At 59.3% G+C, this 20382-nt stretch carries 13 protein-coding genes and 1 pseudogene; 5 read left to right on the plus strand and 9 right to left on the minus strand.

Annotation, left to right across the window (positions count from 1 at the left end; genetic code table 11):
• Positions 1–49: 49 nt before the first annotated feature.
• Complete coding sequence (locus AB4P92_RS13355) at positions 50–1414, plus strand: formimidoylglutamate deiminase (RefSeq protein WP_042557224.1); 1365 nt, start codon at positions 50–52, stop codon at positions 1412–1414.
• Positions 1415–1534: 120 nt separating this feature from the next.
• Here the strand turns inward: AB4P92_RS13355 and AB4P92_RS13360 are convergent, their stop codons facing one another.
• Positions 1535–2104, minus strand: a complete 570-nt coding sequence (locus AB4P92_RS13360) for a lipocalin family protein (RefSeq protein WP_047299365.1) — start codon at positions 2102–2104, stop codon at positions 1535–1537.
• Between the two features lie 30 nt (positions 2105–2134).
• Positions 2135–2389: a lipoprotein gene (locus AB4P92_RS13365; protein WP_042557222.1), complete on the minus strand. Its 255-nt coding sequence runs from the start codon at positions 2387–2389 to the stop codon at positions 2135–2137.
• 294 nt (positions 2390–2683) lie between these two features.
• Between AB4P92_RS13365 and AB4P92_RS13370 the strand changes: the two are divergent.
• Positions 2684–3706, plus strand: a pseudogene (locus AB4P92_RS13370) (cache domain-containing protein); the annotation flags it as partial.
• A 93-nt stretch (positions 3707–3799) separates the two neighbouring features.
• A complete protein-coding gene (locus AB4P92_RS13375; protein ID WP_390896384.1) occupies positions 3800–4564 on the plus strand; it encodes a methyl-accepting chemotaxis protein in 765 nt (254 codons plus the stop codon).
• Between the two features lie 134 nt (positions 4565–4698).
• Here the strand turns inward: AB4P92_RS13375 and AB4P92_RS13380 are convergent, their stop codons facing one another.
• From AB4P92_RS13380 to AB4P92_RS13400, 5 genes are all read right to left on the minus strand, one after another.
• Positions 4699–5301: a DUF924 family protein gene (locus AB4P92_RS13380; protein WP_273877244.1), complete on the minus strand. Its 603-nt coding sequence runs from the start codon at positions 5299–5301 to the stop codon at positions 4699–4701.
• 3 nt (positions 5302–5304) lie between these two features.
• Positions 5305–6315, minus strand: coding sequence for a class 1 fructose-bisphosphatase (locus AB4P92_RS13385; RefSeq protein ID WP_042557219.1), 1011 nt, complete (start codon positions 6313–6315; stop codon positions 5305–5307).
• Between the two features lie 341 nt (positions 6316–6656).
• Positions 6657–8021 carry a DUF3999 domain-containing protein gene (locus AB4P92_RS13390; RefSeq protein ID WP_395599515.1) on the minus strand — a complete coding sequence of 455 codons (1365 nt, stop codon included), beginning with the start codon at positions 8019–8021 and terminating at the stop codon, positions 6657–6659.
• Complete coding sequence (locus AB4P92_RS13395; RefSeq protein ID WP_395599516.1) at positions 8018–11590, minus strand: DUF2339 domain-containing protein; 3573 nt, start codon at positions 11588–11590, stop codon at positions 8018–8020. Before AB4P92_RS13395 ends, AB4P92_RS13390 begins: the two co-directional genes overlap by 4 nt.
• 252 nt (positions 11591–11842) lie before the next feature.
• Positions 11843–14293 carry a glycogen/starch/alpha-glucan phosphorylase gene (locus AB4P92_RS13400; RefSeq protein WP_395599517.1) on the minus strand — a complete coding sequence of 817 codons (2451 nt, stop codon included), beginning with the start codon at positions 14291–14293 and terminating at the stop codon, positions 11843–11845.
• A gap of 258 nt (positions 14294–14551) precedes the next feature.
• Here AB4P92_RS13400 and AB4P92_RS13405 point away from each other — a divergent pair, with 258 nt between their 5' ends.
• Positions 14552–14989 carry a YkgJ family cysteine cluster protein gene (locus tag AB4P92_RS13405; protein WP_042557215.1) on the plus strand — a complete coding sequence of 146 codons (438 nt, stop codon included), beginning with the start codon at positions 14552–14554 and terminating at the stop codon, positions 14987–14989.
• Positions 14990–15150: 161 nt separating this feature from the next.
• Here AB4P92_RS13405 and typA read toward each other — a convergent pair whose 3' ends face one another.
• Both typA and thiI read right to left on the minus strand, forming a co-directional pair.
• A complete protein-coding gene (typA, locus tag AB4P92_RS13410) occupies positions 15151–16971 on the minus strand; it encodes a translational GTPase TypA (RefSeq protein ID WP_042557214.1) in 1821 nt (606 codons plus the stop codon).
• A 139-nt stretch (positions 16972–17110) separates the two neighbouring features.
• Entirely contained in the window at positions 17111–18565 is a 1455-nt protein-coding gene (thiI, locus tag AB4P92_RS13415; RefSeq protein WP_047299357.1) for a tRNA uracil 4-sulfurtransferase ThiI, read from the minus strand.
• Positions 18566–18892: 327 nt separating this feature from the next.
• Between thiI and glnA the strand changes: the two genes are divergently transcribed.
• Positions 18893–20299 (plus strand): glutamate--ammonia ligase, encoded by a 1407-nt coding sequence (gene glnA, locus AB4P92_RS13420; RefSeq protein ID WP_042557212.1) that lies wholly within the window; start codon positions 18893–18895, stop codon positions 20297–20299.
• The last annotated feature ends 83 nt before the right edge of the window (positions 20300–20382 follow it).

The raw sequence follows: 20382 nt of genomic DNA on the forward strand, positions 1-20382 counted from the left end.
AAACGTCTGTATATGTATATACAAATAACACACGACGGGGTGCTGAACCATGTCCGCCTTCTTTGCCGAACGCGCGCTGCTGCCTAACGGATGGGCCAATAATGTACGTCTTGAGGTCAGCGCCGATGGCCTGCTGACCCAAATCCTGGCCGATTCCACCGCAGATGGCGCCGAACGGTTGAGCGGACCGTTGCTGCCGGGAATGCCCAACCTGCACTCCCACGCTTTTCAGCGAGCAATGGCCGGACTGGCCGAAGTCGCCGGCAATCCCAATGACAGTTTCTGGACCTGGCGCGACCTGATGTATCGCCTCGTCGGAAAAATCAGCCCGGATCAACTCGGCGTGATCGCCCGTCAGCTATACATCGAAATGCTCAAGGCCGGTTACACCTCGGTCGCTGAATTCCACTATGTTCACCATGACAGCAATGGTCAGCCTTATGCCGATCCGGCGGAACTGGCGCTGCGCATCAGTCAGGCTGCCAGCGAAAGCGGCATCGGTTTGACCCTGCTACCGGTGCTCTACAGCCACGCCGGTTTCGGCGGCCAGACGCCAAACGACGGCCAGCGCCGATTTATCAACAGCACCGAAAACTACCTGAATCTGCAATCGCGTTTGCAGCCCTTGTTGGCGCAGCAAAAGGCGCAATCACTGGGTCTGTGTTTCCACTCGTTGCGCGCGGTGACCCCGCAGCAGATCAGCGAAGTCCTGGCGGCCAGTGACAAGCAATGCCCGGTGCACATTCACATCGCCGAACAACAGAAAGAAGTCGACGACTGCCTGAGCTGGAGCGGTCGCCGCCCGCTGCAATGGCTGTATGAAAACACTGAAGTCGATCAGCGCTGGTGCCTGGTCCACGCCACTCACGCCAACCCGGAAGAAGTCACGCTGATGGCCAAGAGTCGCGCCATTGCCGGCCTGTGCCTGACCACCGAAGCCAACCTGGGCGACGGGATTTTCCCGGCGGTGGATTTCATGGCTCAGGGCGGGCGCATGGGTATCGGCTCTGACAGCCATGTGTCGCTGAGCGTGGTCGAGGAATTGCGTTGGCTGGAATACGGCCAGCGTTTGCGTGATCAGCGGCGTAACCGTTTGTATGGCGCGGATCAGCCAATGGTCGGACGCACGTTGTACGACGCGGCGCTGGATGGCGGAGCTCAGGCATTGGGGCAGCCTATTGGTGCGCTGGAAGTCGGCAAGCGCGCTGACTGGATTGTGCTCGATGGCAACGATCCGTATCTGGCGACGGCGAGTGGGGACGGGATTTTGAATCGCTGGTTGTTTGCTGGCGGTGATCGTCAGGTGCGTGATGTGCTGGTCAATGGCCAGTGGGTTGTGCGGGATGGCCGGCATGCCGGCGAAGAGGACAGTGCGCGTGCCTTCACCCAGGTCCTGCGCGACCTCCTCGGCTGACACAAAACAAAAATGTGGGAGCGAGCCTGCTCGCGAAAGCGGTGTATCAGCAACATTTTCGTTAACTGACACGCCCTTTTCGCGAGCAGGCTCGCTCCCACATTTGTTTTGTGGTGGTGTTTAGTTTGAGGTCTTGGCCATCTGCCGATCCGACGCTCGCCAGATCAACCGCGTCGTGTCGTAACCCTGCTGGCGGGCCTTGCTCAACAGTTCTTCGCGCACCACACCGTTGACGGTTGGCGTGCGCGACAGCAGCCAAAGGTACTTGCGACTCGGGTCGCCGACGATAGCGGTCTTGTAGTCGTCGCTGACGTACAGCACCCAGTATTCGCCCTTCGCCACACCCGGAATCAGGCGTGAGAACCAGTTGTCGAATTCGACCCACAACTTGTCGGTCTTGCCCGGCACCTGTGGATAAGCCGTGCCCTTGGCCTCTTCCCACTGCCAGTCCGGGGTCAGGCAGCGATTGAGCACCGCAACATTGCCGTCAGGCTTGAGGGTGTAGCGGGCTTCGGATTGCGCGCAATTGCGCTGGAAGTACATCGGCAAGCGCGCCAGCTCGTACCAGGTCCCCTGATAACGCTTGAGGTTGACGCTGTCGACGGTTTTCGGCGCCAACGAATCCACGCCGGAAGTGGCGCAGCCGGCCAGTACCAGGCCGGCAAAAAGGACAAATAATAACCGCTTCATTTTTCTTCTCCGTGGGCGCGAAGCCCCGGTTTACTTCAGGCCTTGGCCGGAAAACATCAGCACTTTGTCACCGGCGTACTGCACGCTGATAAAGCTGTTCTTGTCGCCCCAGGTGCAACTGGACATGCCGAGCGCGCCCGAGCAGTCAGTCGGTTTGCCGAGCAGGGTCTCCACTTCAGCCTTGGCCATGCCAGCCGAGAGCTTCGCGTAGTTTTCCTGATTGACCTTGCTGCATGCGGCCAACAGCACGCAAAACGACAGAAGGGCGATAGATCGCAGCGACATTGTGTAACTCCTGGAACGAGGGGGGATGGCAGGGTGCCAACCAGAAGCTTAGAAGAGAAAACCGTCATCTGGTTCCGTACACAAAAGGCTATTTATTAGCCCGCCCGTCTGACTTTTACCTTTAAATCAGTCACTTTCCAGGGCTATTGAGCATTTCGTCGCATTTAAGCAAAGCCGCCTAATCTTTGGCGCATGGCGGTCGAAATAAATGGCAGCGCAAAGCCCGATAGTGTGGCAAATTGCCGCCCTTTCTTGACCAGCCCCTTCGCGGTAGTTCATTCGATGACCAGAAACATGAAATTCAGCCACAAAATCTTGTTGGCTGCCGCCCTCGTGGTGGCCGTTGCGTTCGCCTGTTTCATTTTCTTCAACGACTATCGACAACGCGAAGCGCTGAGCAGCAGCACCGAGTCGACCATGCAGGAACTCGGCAGCCTGACCACCAGCAACATCCAGACCTGGCTGGAAAGCCGCATTCAACTGCTGCAATCGCTGTCCCAGCAGGTCGCGGTTGACGGCAACGCCCCCGCCAGCCTGAAACGCATCATCGACCTGCCCGCCTACACCGGCAATTTCCAGCTCAGCTACTTCGGCGGTACTGACGGCGTGATGTTCTCCGTGCCCGCCGGCAACCGCGCGCCGGATTACGATCCGCGCGCCCGCGGCTGGTACAAAGCGGCCAACAGCGCGCAGCAGACCATCGTCACCGAACCGTACATTGCCGCCTCGTCGGGCAAACTGGTGATCACCGTTGCCACCCCGGTGCAGCGCCAGGGCCAGATGCTCGGCGTGGCCGGTGCCGATATCGACCTGACCAGCGTCAGCGCGATCATCAACTCGCTAAACTTCGGCGGCCACGGCCACGCGTTCATCGTCAGTGCCGATGGCAAAATCCTGATTCATCCGGACAGCAAACTGGTGCTCAAGACCCTGGCCGAGGCTTACCCCAACGGCGCACCGAAAGTCAGCCCGGGTCTGAAAGAAGTCGAATTCAACGGCAAGACCCAGCTGATCTCCTTCACCCGCGTCAACGGCGTACCGTCGGCCGACTGGTACGTGGCGCTGGTTCTGGACAAAGACACCGCATTCTCGATGCTCAGCGAATTCCGCACCTCGGCGCTGATCGCCATGGTCATTGCCGTGGTGATCATCATCTTCCTGCTCGGCATGCTGATCCGCGTGCTGATGCAACCACTGCTGACCATGGGCCGCGCCATGCACGATATCGCCGAAGGTGAAGGCGACCTGACCAAACGTCTGGTCATCCACGGCAACGACGAATTCGGCGCGCTGGGCACATCGTTCAACCGTTTCGTGGAGCGTATCCACACCTCGATCCGCGAAGTGTCCTCGGCAACCGGCCAGGTAAACGAAGTCGCCCTGCGCGTGGTCGCAGCCTCGAACTCGTCGATGTACAACTCCGATCAACAGGCGACTCGCACCAACAGTGTGGCCGCAGCGATCAACCAACTCGGCGCTGCGGCGCAGGAGATCGCCCAAAACGCCGCCCTCGCCTCGCAGCATTCCAGCGAAGCGCGCAGCCTGGCGGTCGACGGTCAGCAGGTTGTGGATAGAACCATCCACGCGATGCAGCAGCTCTCGGCGAAGATCAGCGATTCGTGCGGCAACATCGAAACCCTGAACAGCAACACCGTGAACATCGGCCAGATTCTGGAAGTGATCACCAGCATCTCCCAGCAAACCAACCTGCTGGCACTGAACGCCGCGATTGAAGCGGCGCGTGCCGGTGAAGCCGGTCGTGGTTTCGCCGTGGTCGCTGACGAAGTGCGCAACCTCGCGCACCGCACGCAGGATTCCGCGCAGCAAGTGCAGAAGATGATCGAAGAGCTACAAGTCGGCGCACGTCAGGCGGTCAGCATAATGACCGAGAGCCAGCGCGAGAGCGAAAGCAGCGTCGGCATCGCCAACCAGGCCGGCGAACGCCTGGGCAGCGTGACCCAGCGAATCGGCGAGATCGACGGGATGAACCAGTCGGTAGCCACCGCGACTGAAGAGCAGACTGCTGTGGTTGAGTCGATCAACGTTGATATCAACGAGATCAACACGCTGAATCAGGAAGGTGTGGAGAACTTGCAGGCGACGTTGCGGGCTTGCTCGGATCTGGAGCAGCAGGCGGCGCGGTTGAAGCAGTTGGTGGGTAGCTTCAGGATCTAAATTACTGCAACTGACCCTTTCGCGGGCAAGCCCGCTCCCACAGGGATCTTCGGTGTTCACACAATGTGTGCTCCACCCCAAAACACTGTGGGAGCGGGCCTGCCCGCGAAAGCGGCATCAGCCGCACTGAAGATTTAGAATCTGGACCCGGGTTCGGAAAGAAACGCCAACTCCTCAGCCGTAGACTCCCGCCCCAACACCGCATTGCGATGCGGAAACCTTCCAAACCGTGCAATCACCTTCTGATGCCGCTCGGCATAATCCAGATTGTCGGCAAACACTGCCCGCTCCGCTTCCGGCTGTTCAGCCACAAGCTCCATGAATCGGGAAACCGCTTCGTTCTGCACCGCGAGGTTTTCGCAGTGTTCGAACACCAGATAAATGAACACTCGCTGAATGGGCTTTAACTGCCGATCAAAATCCGCAGCAATGCCTTGCGCGACGAGCTTCTGCGCACGCAAATCACCGGAGAACGCTTTGGGAGAGTCGCGAAAGATCATTCGCGGCAGTTGATCGAGCAGCAGCACCACCGCCAGCCAACCTTCGGGACATTGCGTCCACTCGGTCAATTCGCCAGCCAGGGCCTGATCGACAAAGACCCCGAAACGCGTCTGCGCTTCGAGGTCTTGGCTGTCACGCTTACCGAACCACAACTTGCCCTTGTCAGCCGATATCTCATTCGGTGATTCGGCATTTCCGAACCACCAATCGAGCAACGGCTGCCAGGGCGCGTTCATGGTTTATTCCTTGTGGTAAGCCGTAGCGCGTGCGACTTCTTCTTTCGAGCCCAGGAACACCGCTACACGCTGGTGCAGCCCGTCCGGCTGAATGTCGAGGATGCGCTGGTGACCGTCGGTGGACGCACCGCCCGCCTGTTCCACGAGGAACGACATCGGGTTGGCTTCGTACATCAGACGCAGTTTGCCAGGCTTGGATGGCTCGCGGCTGTCGCGTGGGTACATGAACAGACCGCCACGGGTCAGGATGCGGTGCACGTCGGCAACCATGGCCGCGACCCAACGCATGTTGTAGTTCTTTTTCAGCGGGCCTTCTTCGCCGGCCAGCAACTCGCCAACATAACGTTGTACCGGAGCTTCCCAGTGACGCTGGTTGGACATGTTGATGGCGAATTCCTGAGTCGATTCAGGAATGGTGATGTCTTCGTGGGTCAGCACGAAGCTGCCCATTTCGCGGTCCAGGGTGAAGCCCTTGACGCCGTGGCCCAAGGTCAGCACCAGCATGGTCTGCGGGCCATAGATCGCGTAACCGGCAGCAACCTGCTGAGTGCCTGGCTGCAGGAAAGCCTTTTCGTTCAGCGGCTCGTTCTGGGTCAGGTATTCGTTCGGGCAACGCAGCACCGAGAAGATCGTACCGACAGGCGCGTTGATGTCGATGTTCGACGAACCGTCCAACGGGTCGAATACCAACAGGTACGCGCCTTTCGGGTATTTGCCCGGGATCTGGTAGGCATTGTCCATTTCTTCGGACGCCATGCCGGCCAGGTGACCGCCCCATTCGTTGGCTTCGAGCAGGATCTCGTTGGAGATCACGTCGAGTTTCTTCTGCACTTCGCCTTGCACGTTTTCAGTGCCCATGCTGCCCAGAACACCACCCAGGGCGCCTTTGGACACGGCGTGGCTGATTTCTTTACAGGCGCGCGCCACCACTTCGATCAGGAAACGCAGATCGGCAGGAGTGTTGTTGCTACGGGTCTGCTCAATCAAATAGCGACTCAGGGTAACGCGGGACATGGACGGCTCCGGTGGAATGGGGGGCTAAAAACCCGCGCAGTTTACAGGGAGTCTGAAAACGTAGCGAGCGAAGACGCCCGGTAACGTGCGTCGGGGCGCAATTGCCTGTATCAGACGTGAATGGGTGCAGAGAGTTCAGGTAGCGGGTTTAGCGTAGTTGGAAATGGGATGGGTGGTGGTGCTCGTATGGCGGCCGGTTGAGCATTTTTGTCGACTTATCGCAAGCTTTCGCGAGCAGGCTCGCTCCCACAGGGGATCTAGAGTGGACACAAATTTCGTACCACCGAAGATCAACTGTGGGAGCGAGCCTGCTCGCGATTGGCGCGCAGCGCCAGCCATTCTCAGGAATTGGTCGGCGGCTTGCGCAACAGGCTGAACGCCATCGCCCCAAGAAACACCACACTCAGCAACAACACCGCCCACAGCCCGATCTTCTTCCAATTAGTCCCAGCCACGGCAGCTGTGGTCGCGGTCGACGTCTGAGTAGCCACCACATCCCCCTGAACCGTCGCCTTGCCCAATGTCGCCAGTTTCTCCGGTTTGAAATCCGGTATCAGCGTCGTCAACGGCAGATTCGCCGTTTTCACATTCGGATTCCCCAACGCCAGACTGTACGGGCCCTCCCCTCGCGCAAGAAAGATCACCTGCGTCGCCCGTACTGCGTATTTCAGGCTCGGCACCTGTTCACCCAAACCGCCGCCGCGCTCATCCACGGTCAGCTTCAACTGCTGCACGGTTTGCCCGTACAGCTGCAATTCGTTCTGCACCACGTCCTGAGTATTCTGCGTCAGGCGATAGAGCAGACCGCTGCTCAACGTCTGCCACGGCAGGCTGCTCTCGCGTCGGCCCGCCAAGGTTACCGGCGCCAGACTGTTCGATTGCTTCAGCTCGACCTGAACCCGCTCGACATTCAGCCCCATCGGCAACTGCCAGGTGTATTCGCCGGGTTTGCTGCTACTGCCCGCCAACGCTTGCGACCAGACCAACGGTAGCGGCACGTTACGCGGGTCGCTGCTTTTCAGCTGGGCCGAGGTCAGGATCGGTGCCGAATTCGGCGACTCCCAGAGCAGTCGCAGATAACGCGCCGATTGCCCCGGCAGAGTCACCTCATGCTGCTCGATCCGCTCATCGGAAAAGGTCAGCCGCGCCACCTGCCCCTCGCCCCACGGCTGCCAACGCTGCAAGTCGTCGCTGGCCTCGATGCTGAAACGCTGGAAGCCATCGCGCTCGCTGGTCCAGTCGAGGATCAACTGCTGCAATGGTGCCTTGATCGCACTGGCATCAAGCAACCAGCCGCGCAGCACTTCTTCACCCGCCTCCAACTGACTGGATGGCTGCACCTCAACCAGCGTGCCGCTGGTGGTGGATTGCACCCGGACGTTGGGGGCGCGCTCCGTGGCGTCGGCGGCGTTGTACAGCGGGAACCACTTCACCTCGTGCAACTGGCCGTCGTCGCGGGTTTGCGCCGATTCGCGGGCCAAGGCGTAGGCCTGTGGTTCGCCGGCAGCGTTGAACACACGCAAGTCACTGAGATCGGTCTGGCGCGCCTGCAATTGCGCGCTCAGCGGCAATTCCAAGCGATACCACGGCCCATCGCCCGCCACCGACAGCGGCACCTGCGTGGCGAAGTCCGCCGGTTTTTCCTGAGCGCCGGCAACCATCACCACGCCCAACGCCAACCACCCCAGATTCAGCATGCGACTCAAGATGCAACTCCTTCGGTTTCCGGGGCTGGCTTTTGCGCCGCCGGGTCAGCTTCGACGCGTTTGGGTGGCAGCGGCGCGAAGTAGCCCACCACCAACAGCAATACGCCAACGCCGATAAACGAGACGATCCGGGCGAGGCCGCCACGGTTGCTCAGTTCGACAAAAATCAGTTTGGCCACCACCAGCGCAATCAGCGCTGCACCGATCAGCCAGACTTCACGACGATGACGCAGGTGTCCGCCGATCATCAGTCCCAGCGCCATCAGCGTCCAGACGATGGACAACCCGGCTTGCACCAGCATAGAGGCGAGCAGCTGATCGAGTTCGAATGGAATGCCGGCCCAGTGGTGCGCGGCGCGGGTCACCAACGCGGTGCAGAAAGCGAACAGTGAAACCCCGGCGACCAGTTGCGTGGCGTAATCGGCGTAGTCCTGACGGATCGACAGCTGCGAAACTGCGCTGCGTGACCAGACGTAAACGCCGAACAAGGCGAACAGCAAACCCAGCTCCAGCGGATTGAGCAGCGGCACGTACGGCAACGGCTCAGCGTTGCCATCGCTGACCCCGTTGGCCAGCCAGAACCACGCAAGCATCAACACTGCCAAAGGCGCGGCGGCATACAGACGATATTCGCGTGCGAACGCCGCCACCGGCCAAGGCCAGTTGCGCGGTGCTGCCGCCAGCAACAGATACAGACTCGGCAGAAGCGCCCAACCCAACCAGCGCCAGGCGTTGTATTGCTCGGACAACAGGAGCAAGCCGTAGCGCAACTCCAGCGCGAGCACGCCGATCAGCAGCCAGCAACCGAGCACATGGGCGGCACTCAAGGCCCGTGCCGGCAACATTGACGCCAAACGGCGCAAGCTGAAGAAGTGCACAGCGAACACCAATGTCCACGTCAGCCAGCCGAAGTCTGCCGCCGGGTGATAACGCGAGTGCCAAGCCGCCAGCAACACCAAGCCTGACGCGGGGATCAGCAGCGTGCAAAGCAAGCCCAGCGCCGGCCACTTCAAGCGCAGCGACAGCAGCGTCCACAACAGAACACTCAACGCCGCCACCAACAGCAGCAACGTACCTTGCAGTGTCACCGGTGCAAAACGCAGCACCTCACTGACCCACGCCAACGCCCACCAACCAGCGCCCCATACCAGCAAGACTTGGGACAGACGCTGCAAACTCAGCGCATCAAATGCTGAAGGGTGATTGCCCCGTTGCAGGCGCCAGGCACCGATCATCGCCGCCAGCCCCAGCACCAGCGGCGTCCAGAACCCGCCATGGGCCAACGGCTTCAGACCTTCGGCAGACAGCGGCCCGAGCAACTCGGGGCCTGCGAGCAAGAACGCCGCTCCACCGATCACCTGCAACAGCAGTCCAAAGACAAAACTCACACGCTGCTGGAGGTACAGGCTCAGCCAGATAATCAGCAAACCGCTGGCGGCCCACACCGCACTCGCCGTTTGCCACGGCAGGACAAACAACACCGCCAGATTGATCAGCGCCAGACCGGCCAGCAGCACTACCGACAAACCGCGCAACAGGCGTACGTCGCCGCGCACCATTTCGTCGCGAGCGGCCAAAAGCATGCCGGCGATCAGCGCCAGGCCAATCAAGGATGCGCTGAGCAGACCGCTCCAACCGGCACTCAATACCGCCGCAGAATCTTCGCCAGCGCCCTGCAGCCGCAGCAGGAACAACGCACCGCCGAGCAATTGCACTCCGAACGCGGTGAACAGGAACGTGCGCGATTGCAGCCGCAGGCCTACAAACAAGGTCGCCAGGCCGGCCAACGCCCAACTGATCGCCGTGCCCTGAATGAAGAAAAACAACGGCGCCAGCAGATAAAGGAACGTCAGCCCCAGGCACGCCAACACCGGCAACCCCTGGCGTTCCCAAAGCGAAGCCTGCTCCGGCGTGGCTTTGCGCAGTTGATAGAAGCTGAACAACAGCGCCGCGCCGAGCATCAACGCGCCGAGTGGAGCACCATCGAGCAGGCTTCTTTCGCCGATATTCAATTGGCTGAGAAACGCTAGCGCAGAACCGAACTGCAGCAACAACGCAAAGGCCCGGGCAAACGGTCGATGCTGACGCAAGCCCAGCCAGAAAATCCCTGCGCCCTCCACCGCCCATGCCGCCGACGTCCAGCGTGCATCAAGGCCCAGCGGAATCGCCAGACTGGCGAAAATCACCCCAAGCGCCAGACAGGTTTCGCCCAGCAGTACCGCGCGCCCGCCCATCAACACCTTGGCCAGGCCCATGTAAATCATGCCCAGCGCCAGGGCACTGAATGCGGCGGCGAACTCAAGATGCTGGACCAGCGCAAACTGCAACCCGAAGCCCACGATTGGCGGGCCGAACAGCATCGTTCCGTCAACGTAATCGCCCTTGCGCGCCGACCAGTGCAGCAGCGCCTCGCGATCACCGTCCGCAGGAGCGTCAGGCATATCGAGCAATTTACGCCGGGCAAACAGCAGGCCGATGGCGAGGTACATCAGGAAGAACAGAATCAAAAATGGCTCGGTGCTCCACAGCAGTTCCGGCGCGTAAGAGCGCAGGCCCCAGGCGAAGCCAATGCCGAAGGTGCCGACGAAACCGATCAGGTTGAGCAGGCGCCAGGCCTTGAACCAGGCGATGGCGAGAATGCCGGCATTTAGCAGCGCGAAATAACTGAACAGCGCGACATGGTTGCCGGCGCCGGTCGAGGTCAGGATTGGTGCGGCGAAACCACCCAGCGCAGCCGCGGCAGCCAGGCCCAACGCATCTTGCGTGATGGCGAGGATCGCCGAGAACACCGTGACCGCCACCAGCAAACCCAGCGCGGCGGAAGGATCAAGCAGCGGATGCAAGCGCATCGCCGCAAACACCGTCAGGTACAGCACCGCGATCCCGGTGCCTTGCAGCATCAATGCGTAGCCGTTGTTACGCTGGCGCAGCCACCAGCCCAGCGCCAGCAGACCCAATGCCGCGGCCGCGACCCCGGCGTAACGCAATTCGATCGGCACCACCATGCCTTCGGTGGCGTAACGCAGCAGAAACGCCAGACCGAAAAACAACAGCACCACGCCGACACGCAGCACGGTGTTGCCACCGAACAACCAGTTGCGTGCAGCGCTGATGCCGCGCTCGACAAGGTTCGGGCCACGGGGTTCGGCGGGTTGTTTGGGTTCGGTAGTGACGGCGTCCAGACGCCAGACATCGTCCGGCAATGGTTGACCGGCTTCGCTGGCGACGGCGGATATTGGCTCAAGTTCGGGCGGCAGTTCCCAAACCAGTTCCGGTGCCGGGGCGTCTTCGACGATGTCGACAGGCTCACTGACCGGTTCAACGCCTGGCGGTGTCACCGCATGAGAAGGCGAGCCTTCCAGCAGAAACAGACGCTGCGCAACGCCTTGCAAAGCCTCCCTGACCTGTTCAAGTTGGTGCTGTTGCTCGGTCATCTGGGTGCCAAGGCGCGCGATGCGGATCGTCTGACCAATCGCCAGACCCAGCAGCGCACCCAACAGCGCATCACTGAGCGATTCGTCGAGCAGCCAGCCGAGCACCAGCCCGATCAACATGAACATCCATTGCATGGTCGATATCCCTAAGCGGCCCACAGGGGGCGAGTCCGGCAATTGCATCAGTCTAGGCACAAACCTTGTGGGAGCGAGCCTGCTCGCGAAAGCGGTTTGTCAGTCAACATTTCTGTTGAATGTGACAACGCTTTCGCGAGCAGGCTCGCTCCCACAGTGGCTGTGTTGTGCCTGAACCAGCACTGACCGGCGCTCAGTATATCGATCGGGCCCAACAACCGCTGGGCCTTGCCTACATTTTGTTGCGGAAAACTACTCCAGCGCCTTCCAGATATCCGTGGCGTACTCGCGGATTGTCCGGTCGGACGAGAACCAGCCCATCCGCGATGTATTCAACACCGCCGAACGCCACCAGTTATCAGCATCATGCCAATGCGCTTCGACACGCTTCTGTGCTTCCCAGTAGGAGTCGAAGTCGGCGCAGACCAGGAAGCGGTCGTAGTCCACCAGCGAATCGATCAGCCCGGTATAGCGTGAAGTGTCATCCGGCGAGAACACGCCGCTGCGGATCGCTTGCAACACGTCGTTGAGGCGATGGGACTCCGCGATGTCCGGCGCAGCGCTGAACTCGTGGTTCTGTTTGCGCGCTTCAACCTGCTGGGCGCTGAGGCCGAAGATGAACATGTGCTCGGCGCCAATACGCTCGCACATCTCCACGTTGGCGCCATCAAGGGTGCCGATGGTCAGCGCACCGTTGAGGCCGAACTTCATGTTACTGGTGCCCGACGCCTCGAAACCGGCGGTGGAAATCTGCTCCGAAAGATCCGCCGCCGGAATAATGCTCTCCGCGAGGCTGACGTTGTAGTTGGGCAGGAACACCACTTTCAACAGGCCACGCACGGTCGGATCGTTGTTCACCACCCGGGCGATATCGTTAGTCAGCTTGATGATCAACTTGGCCTGGTGATAACTCGCCGCCGCCTTACCGGCGAAGATCTTCACGCGCGGCACCCAGTTGACTTCCGGCTCAGCGCGAATCGCCTGATACAACGCCACGGTGTGAAGCAGATTAAGCAACTGGCGTTTGTATTCGTGGATCCGTTTGACCTGCACGTCGAACAACGCCGCCGGATTGACCGCGACCCCCAGCCGTTCATGAATCAGATAGGCCAAGGCTTTTTTGCTGTGCAGACGTTGTTCGGCGAAGGCTTTGCGGAACGCGGGTTTCTCGGCGAATGGCTCCAGATCCAGCAGGCGTTCTTCAGGGTTGTCGAGCAGGTCCGGGCCGAGGGCATCAACCAGCATCGACGTCAGCTCGGAGTTGGCCTGGTACAGCCAGCGGCGGAAGGTGATGCCGTTGGTTTTGTTGTTGATCCGCTCCGGGTAAAGCTTGTGCAGCTCGGAGAATACGGTTTTGCGCATCAGTTGCGTGTGCAACCCGGACACGCCGTTGACGCTGTGCGAACCGAGAAACGCGAGGTTGCCCATGCGCACCCGACGACCGTTGTCCTCTTCAATCAGCGACACCGCGCGCAGCACGTCGAAGTCATGAATGCCCTTGGCGCGCAGCGAATCGATGTGCTGGGCGTTGATCAGGTAAATGATCTGCATATGCCGTGGCAGCATGCGTTCCATCAAGCCGACCGGCCAGGTTTCCAGCGCTTCGGGCAGCAATGTGTGGTTGGTGTACGAGAGCGTATCGACCGTCACCTGCCACGCCGCATCCCAGGCCACGTCGTAAACGTCGACCAATTGGCGCATCAGTTCGGCGACGGCAATCGAGGGGTGCGTGTCGTTGAGCTGGATGGCGGCGTGATCGCCCAGGGTCAGCACCGAGGTGTGCGTGTTGCGATGGCGACGCAGCAAATCCTGCAACGAGGCGGCGACAAAGAAATATTCCTGACGCAGGCGCAGTTCCTGCCCGGCCTCCGTGCTGTCCGCCGGATAGAGCACGCGGGAAATACTTTCGGCACGAGCCACTTCAGCGACAGCGCCCAGGTGGTCACCAGCGTTGAAACGCTCCAGGTGCAGATCTTCCATCGCCCGCGCACGCCACAGGCGCAAGGTATTGACGCTCGCCCCGCGCCAACCGACTACCGGTGTGTCGTAGGCAATTGCGCGGACGGTCTCGGCGGGTGACCAGACTTGCCTGGATTGGCCGTTGGCATCGATGACGGTTTCCACGCTGCCACCGAAGCCGATGGGGTAGGCGACTTCCGGACGCTCGAACTCCCACGGGTTGCCGAAATCCAGCCAGTGCTCGGTCTGTTCCTGCTGCCAGCCATCGACGATGGCCTGGCGGAACAAACCGTGCTCATAACGAATACCGTAACCGTGGCCAGCAATGCCGAGGGTCGACATGCTTTCCATAAAGCATGCCGCCAGTCTGCCGAGGCCGCCGTTGCCGAGCGCTGCGTCGGGCTCCAGCAGGCGGATGCGTTCAAGATCGACGCCGAGCTCGGTCAGGGCTTCACGCGCCACATCGAGCAGGCCAAGGTTGCTCAGGCTGTCGTAGAGCAAGCGGCCGATGAGGAATTCCAGCGAGAGGTAATACACCCGCTTCTGACCTTTGCGGTAGATCTGCCGGGTGTGGTCCATCCAGTGCTCGACCATGTGATCACGCGCGGCCAACGCAATGGCTTCGAACCAGTCATGGTCGAAGGCGTGATCAGGGTCTTTGCCCACCGCGTAGGTGAGTTTGGTCAAGACGGCGTCGCGGAATGCGGCCACCTCTGCTTCGCGAACTAGTGGTTCTTGAGTCATTGATACGACCTCGGGCGAGCGGGGAATTGTCTGAGCCTAGACGGTCTGACCGACGGCGGAGGCTCTGGTTCGGCAGTATTTCCTGAGACAGTGAGATGGCCCGGCATTACCCTGGCGGATGAGCTAATGAATGCAGGGGCCGTGCCGAATTGTTCGGCAAAATGCCTGCATGCAGAAAAAATCTGGCGAAAGGTTGTTCAAAAATCCACCTGTCCCGGTATGATCGCGCGCCCTGATGCACACGCCTGGTAACTCCCGATGATGAAGCCCAACCTGATTGCCGCCGCTGAGATCGATCGTCTCGATACGTGGGCCAAATATACGGCCCCGATGTGTGGCTCTTGTATCTCCAGCTGCTGCACGCTGCCGGTCGAGGTCAAGATCAAGGATCTGGTGCGCATCGGCGTGGTCGACGAGTTCGAACTGGGCGATCCGCCGAAGAACATCGCCAAGCGTTTGCAAAAGGAAGGCCTGGTTGAACGCTTCAATCAGAAGTCGGGCATCTTCACCCTCCAGCGCATGAGCAATAACGATTGCTACTACCTGGATCGTAAGAGCCGCCTGTGCACCATTTATGACAAACGCCCGGACACTTGCCGCAACCACCCGAAGATAGGCCCACGGCCGGGGTATTGCGCGTACAAGCCGAAGGAAGTGGTGCGCGAGCAGAATTTTCGGGCGATCGAGAAGTTCTAAAAATCAAAAGACCGCAGCCTTCGGCAGCTCCTACAGGGAAATGCGTTCCAATGTAGGAGCTGCCGAAGGCTGCGATCTTTTTTGCTTTTTACACTCCAGACAAACAAAAACGCCCCCGGTCTCGCGACCGGGGGCGTTTTCATTCAGCCTGAACTAAATACTTAGATCTTGGCTTTCTTGGCAGCGCGGGTACGCTCGCTTTCGTCCAGGATCTTCTTGCGAAGACGGATGGACTTAGGAGTAACTTCGCACAGCTCGTCTTCCTGGATGTATTCCAGAGCCTGTTCCAGAGTGAACTTCACTGGTGGAACCAGAGCGATGGTTTCGTCTTTGCCCGAAGCACGCATGTTGTCGAGCTTCTTGCCTTTGGTTGGGTTGATACCCAGGTCGTTGTCGCGGCTGTTCTGGCCGACGATTTGACCGGTGTAGATCTCTTGACCGTGCTCAACGAACAGCTTGCCACGCGCCTGCAGGGTTTCCAGGGAGTAGGTCAGAGCCTTACCGGTTTCAACCGAAACCAGAACGCCGTTCTGACGGCCGGACATGTGGCCCGACTTGACGGTGTCGTAGCGATCGAAGATCGAGGTCAGGATGCCAGCACCGTTGGTCAGGGTCAGGAACTGGTTACGGAAACCAATCAGACCACGAGCAGGGATGTTGTATTCCAGACGCACACGGCCTTTGCCATCCGGCACCATGTTGCTCAGGTCGCCCTTACGCAGGCCCATCTCTTCCATCACTTTGCCCTGAGCTTCTTCAGGGATGTCGATGGTCACGTTTTCGAACGGCTCTTGCTTGACGCCGTCTACTTCACGAATGATCACTTCCGGACGGCCCAGGGCCAGTTCGAAGCCTTCGCGACGCATGGTTTCGATCAGTACCGAGAGGTGCAGCTCACCACGGCCGGAAACCTTGAACTTGTCAGCGGTGTCGCCTTCTTCAACGCGCAGAGCAACGTTGTACAGCAGCTCTTTGTCCAGACGGTCCTTGATGTTACGGGACGTCACGAACTTGCCTTCTTTACCGCAGAATGGCGAGTCGTTTACCTGGAAGGTCATCGAAACGGTTGGCTCGTCGACGGTCAGAGGCTTCATCGCCTCGACAGTGTCCGGGTGGCACAGGGTGTCGGAGATGAACAGCGAGTCCATACCGCTGACGCAAACGATATCGCCTGCGAAAGCTTCTTCAACGTCGATACGGTGCAGACCGTGGTGACCCATCAGCTTCAGGATACGACCGTTACGCTTCTTGCCGTCGGCACCGATAGCAACAACCGGAGTGTTCGGCTTGACGCTACCACGAGCGATACGGCCAACGCCGATAACACCCAGGAAGCTGTTGTAGTCCAGTGCCGAGATTTGCATCTGGAACGGACCTTCACGGTCAACTTTTGGCGCTGGAACGTGGTCGACTACCGCTTGGTACAGCGGGGTCATGTCTTCAGCCATGTCGGTGTGATCCAGACCGGCAATGCCGTTCAGGGCCGAGGCGTAAACAACCTGGAAGTCCAGTTGTTCTTCGGTAGCACCGAGGTTGTCGAACAGGTCGAAGATCTGGTCCAGAACCCAGTCCGGACGCGCGCCTGGACGGTCAACCTTGTTGATGACCACGATCGGACGCAGGCCGGCTTCGAAAGCCTTCTTGGTCACGAAACGGGTTTGCGGCATAGGGCCGTCTTGAGCGTCAACCAGCAGCAGAACGGAGTCAACCATCGACATTACACGTTCAACTTCGCCGCCGAAGTCGGCGTGGCCCGGGGTGTCCACGATGTTGATGTGGTAGCCGTTCCAGTTGATGGCGGTGTTTTTCGCCAGAATGGTAATACCGCGCTCTTTTTCCTGGTCGTTGGAGTCCATCACGCGCTCGTCGTTGAGCTCGTTGCGCTCCAGAGTGCCGGATTGACGCAGGAGTTTGTCTACCAGGGTGGTTTTACCATGGTCAACGTGGGCAATAATGGCGATGTTGCGTAGATTTTCGATCACTTGTGTATCTCGATCAGAGGATTCGGTTTGCTGACAAGTCTTGGCAGCGATTAGCAGTAGTGTCCGGCATGGCCGTTACAGCTTGACGGCGGTGTCGGGGGGCCGGTGACGCAGGCCACAGGCAAACAGCCCCGGGCACTTAGCTCGGTCGATAAACGCGCACATTGGCATACCCCTCACTGAGCAAATGGTGGGCATGCAGGCGACTCATCACGCCTTTGTCGCAATACAGCAGGTACTGGCGAGTAGGGTCCAGTTCCTTGAAACGTGCGTTCACTGCATAGAACGGCATCGTCTGTACCTCTATGCCGGCAAGCTCCAGCGGTTCGTCTTCAGCGGCATCCGGGTGACGGATGTCGATGACGATCTGACCGGCCAGCGCTTCGCCGACTTCTTCAATCTGCAAATCCTGGCCCAATTCATCGATGACTCGATCAATGGCGACCAGTTTGGCGTTGGCGAGCGCACGCTCGAGCACCGCCATGTCGAATTCTTTCTCTTCGTGTTCAACGCGGCCACGCTTGGCGGCGGTCTTCGGATTGACCGAGATGACCCCGCAGTACTCCGGCATGTGCCGGGCAAAATCGGCAGTGCCGATTTCGTTGGCCGTGTCGATGATGTCCTGTTTGTGCGCGACGATCAGCGGGCGCAGCACCAGCTTGTCGGTCACGCAGTCGATCACCGACAGGTTCGGCAGCGTCTGGCTCGATACCTGGGAGATCGCTTCGCCGGTGACCAGCGCATCGATGCTCAGGCGGTCGGCGATGACAGAGGACGCGCGCAACATCATACGCTTCAATACGACGCCCATATGACTGTTATCGACTTTGCCAAGAATTTCGCTCAACACTTCTTCGAACGGCACACTGACAAATAGCACGCGTTGCGAGCTGCCGTACTTCTTCCAGATGAAGTGCGCGACTTCCATCACGCCCAATTCATGGGCACGACCGCCCAGATTGAAGAAGCAGAAGTGCGCCATCAGGCCGCGGCGCATGATCTGGTAGGCCGCAACGGTGGAGTCAAAGCCGCCGGACATCAATACCAGCGTCTGCTCCAAAGCGCCGAGCGGGTAACCGCCGATGCCGTTGTGCTGGCTGTGGATGACAAACAACCGTTTGTCGCGAATTTCCATGCGGACTTCGATTTCCGGCTTTTTCAGGTCGATTCCGGCGGCGCCGCACTCACGGCGCAGCTTGCTGCCGACGTATTTTTCGACATCCATCGAGCTGAACGTGTGCTTGCCTGCACGTTTGCAGCGCACCGAGAAAACCTTGCCCGCCAGCGCATCGCCGTAGTGCTGTTTGCACTTCTCGGTGATGTCGTCGAAGTCGCCCAGCGGGTACTCGTCGATCTGCAAAAAGTGTGCAATGCCCGGCATGCACGTCAGGCGTTCGCCCATCTCTTTAAGGGCTTTGGCATCGGTAACACGGGTTTCCAGTTCGAGGTTGTCCCACACACCGTTCACCACCACAGCCGGGTCCAGATCGCGGAGCACGGCGCGGATGTTTTTGGCCAACTGGCGGATGAATTTCGTCCGGACAGGTCGACTCTTGATGGTGATCTCGGGGAAGACTTTTACGATTAGTTTCATGAAAACAGCGCGCGCAGGGCCAGCCGAAAAAGGGGGGCGCGGATTATAGCGGAAATTGCTCAAGGTTTAACCAGTTAATGTGCAGAAGGTTTTTCATGCACCAAAACAGGTCATTTTCAGATTAAGACGCTACATTAGAGGGCGATAATTTCTGCATTAAGACGTTTTGCACCTTAATAAGCGTGAATATGGGGCATAAAATCCATGCTGGGGCACTGGCATGCAATTTGCTCCCTTGTGAGGCAGGTTGCCTTGGCAGAGTATTCGCGCCGGCATCACCACTATTAAGGGCATCCACTACCCGCCCTAATTCACCCGGAGGACACTATGTCGAAGTCGGTTCAACTCATCAAAGATCATGACGTCAAGTGGATTGATCTGCGCTTCACGGACACCAAAGGCACTCAGCACCACGTGACCATGCCGGCTCGCGATGCGCTGGAAGACGACTTCTTCGAAGTCGGCAAGATGTTCGACGGTTCCTCCATCGCTGGCTGGAAAGGCATCGAAGCCTCCGACATGATCCTGCTGCCGGACGACGAAACTGCCGTTCTCGACCCGTTCACCGAAGACGCCACCCTGATCCTGGTGTGCGACATCATCGAACCGTCGACCATGCAAGGCTACGATCGCGACCCGCGCGCCATTGCTCACCGCGCCGAGGAATACCTGAAGACCACCGGTATCGGTGACACCGTCTTCGCCGGCCCAGAGCCAGAATTCTTCATCTTCGACGAAGTGAAATTCAAGTCGGACATCTCCGGCTCGATGTTCAAGATCTACTCCGAACAAGGTTCCTGGATGTCCGACCAGGACATCGAAGGCGGCAACAAGGGTCACCGTCCAGGCATCAAGGGTGGCTACTTCCCGGTTCCGCCGTTCGACCACGACCACGAAATCCGTACTGCCATGTGCAACGCACTGGAAGAAATGGGCCAGACCGTTGAAGTTCACCACCACGAAGTGGCAACTGCCGGTCAGAACGAAATCGGTGTCAAGTTCAACACCCTGGTGAAGAAAGCTGACGAAGTTCAGACTCTGAAATACGTTGTACACAACGTTGCCGACGCTTACGGCCGCACCGCTACCTTCATGCCGAAGCCGCTGTACGGCGACAACGGTTCGGGTATGCACGTACACATGTCCATCTCCAAAGATGGCAAGAACACCTTCGCTGGCGAAGGCTATGCCGGCCTGTCCGAAACCGCCCTGTACTTCATCGGCGGCATCATCAAGCACGGTAAGGCACTGAACGGCTTCACCAACCCGGCCACCAACTCCTACAAGCGTCTGGTGCCAGGCTTCGAAGCGCCGGTAATGCTGGCCTACTCGGCTCGCAACCGTTCCGCCTCGATCCGTATTCCTTACGTCAACAGCCCTAAAGGCCGTCGTATCGAAGCACGTTTCCCGGATCCGGCTGCCAACCCGTACCTGGCTTTCGCAGCACTGCTGATGGCCGGCCTGGACGGTATCCAGAACAAGATCCACCCAGGCGATGCCGCTGACAAAAACCTGTACGACCTGCCGCCTGAAGAGGCCAAAGAGATCCCACAAGTTTGCGGCAGCCTGAAAGAAGCCCTGGAAGAGCTGGACAAGGGCCGTGCGTTCCTGACCAAGGGCGGCGTGTTCTCCGACGACTTCATCGACGCTTACATCGCGCTGAAATCCGAAGAAGAAATCAAGGTCCGCACCTTCGTACACCCACTGGAATATGAGCTGTACTACAGCTGCTGATCCGGTAGCGCTGCGCTACGCGGCGTGACAAAAAGAGGCCTCCTTCGGGAGGCCTTTTTTGTGCGCGCTCATCCATGGATAAT

The sequence above is a fragment of the Pseudomonas sp. A0308 genome (genome assembly GCF_044218815.1).
Classification (GTDB): Bacteria; Pseudomonadota; Gammaproteobacteria; order Pseudomonadales; family Pseudomonadaceae; genus Aquipseudomonas; species Aquipseudomonas iridis.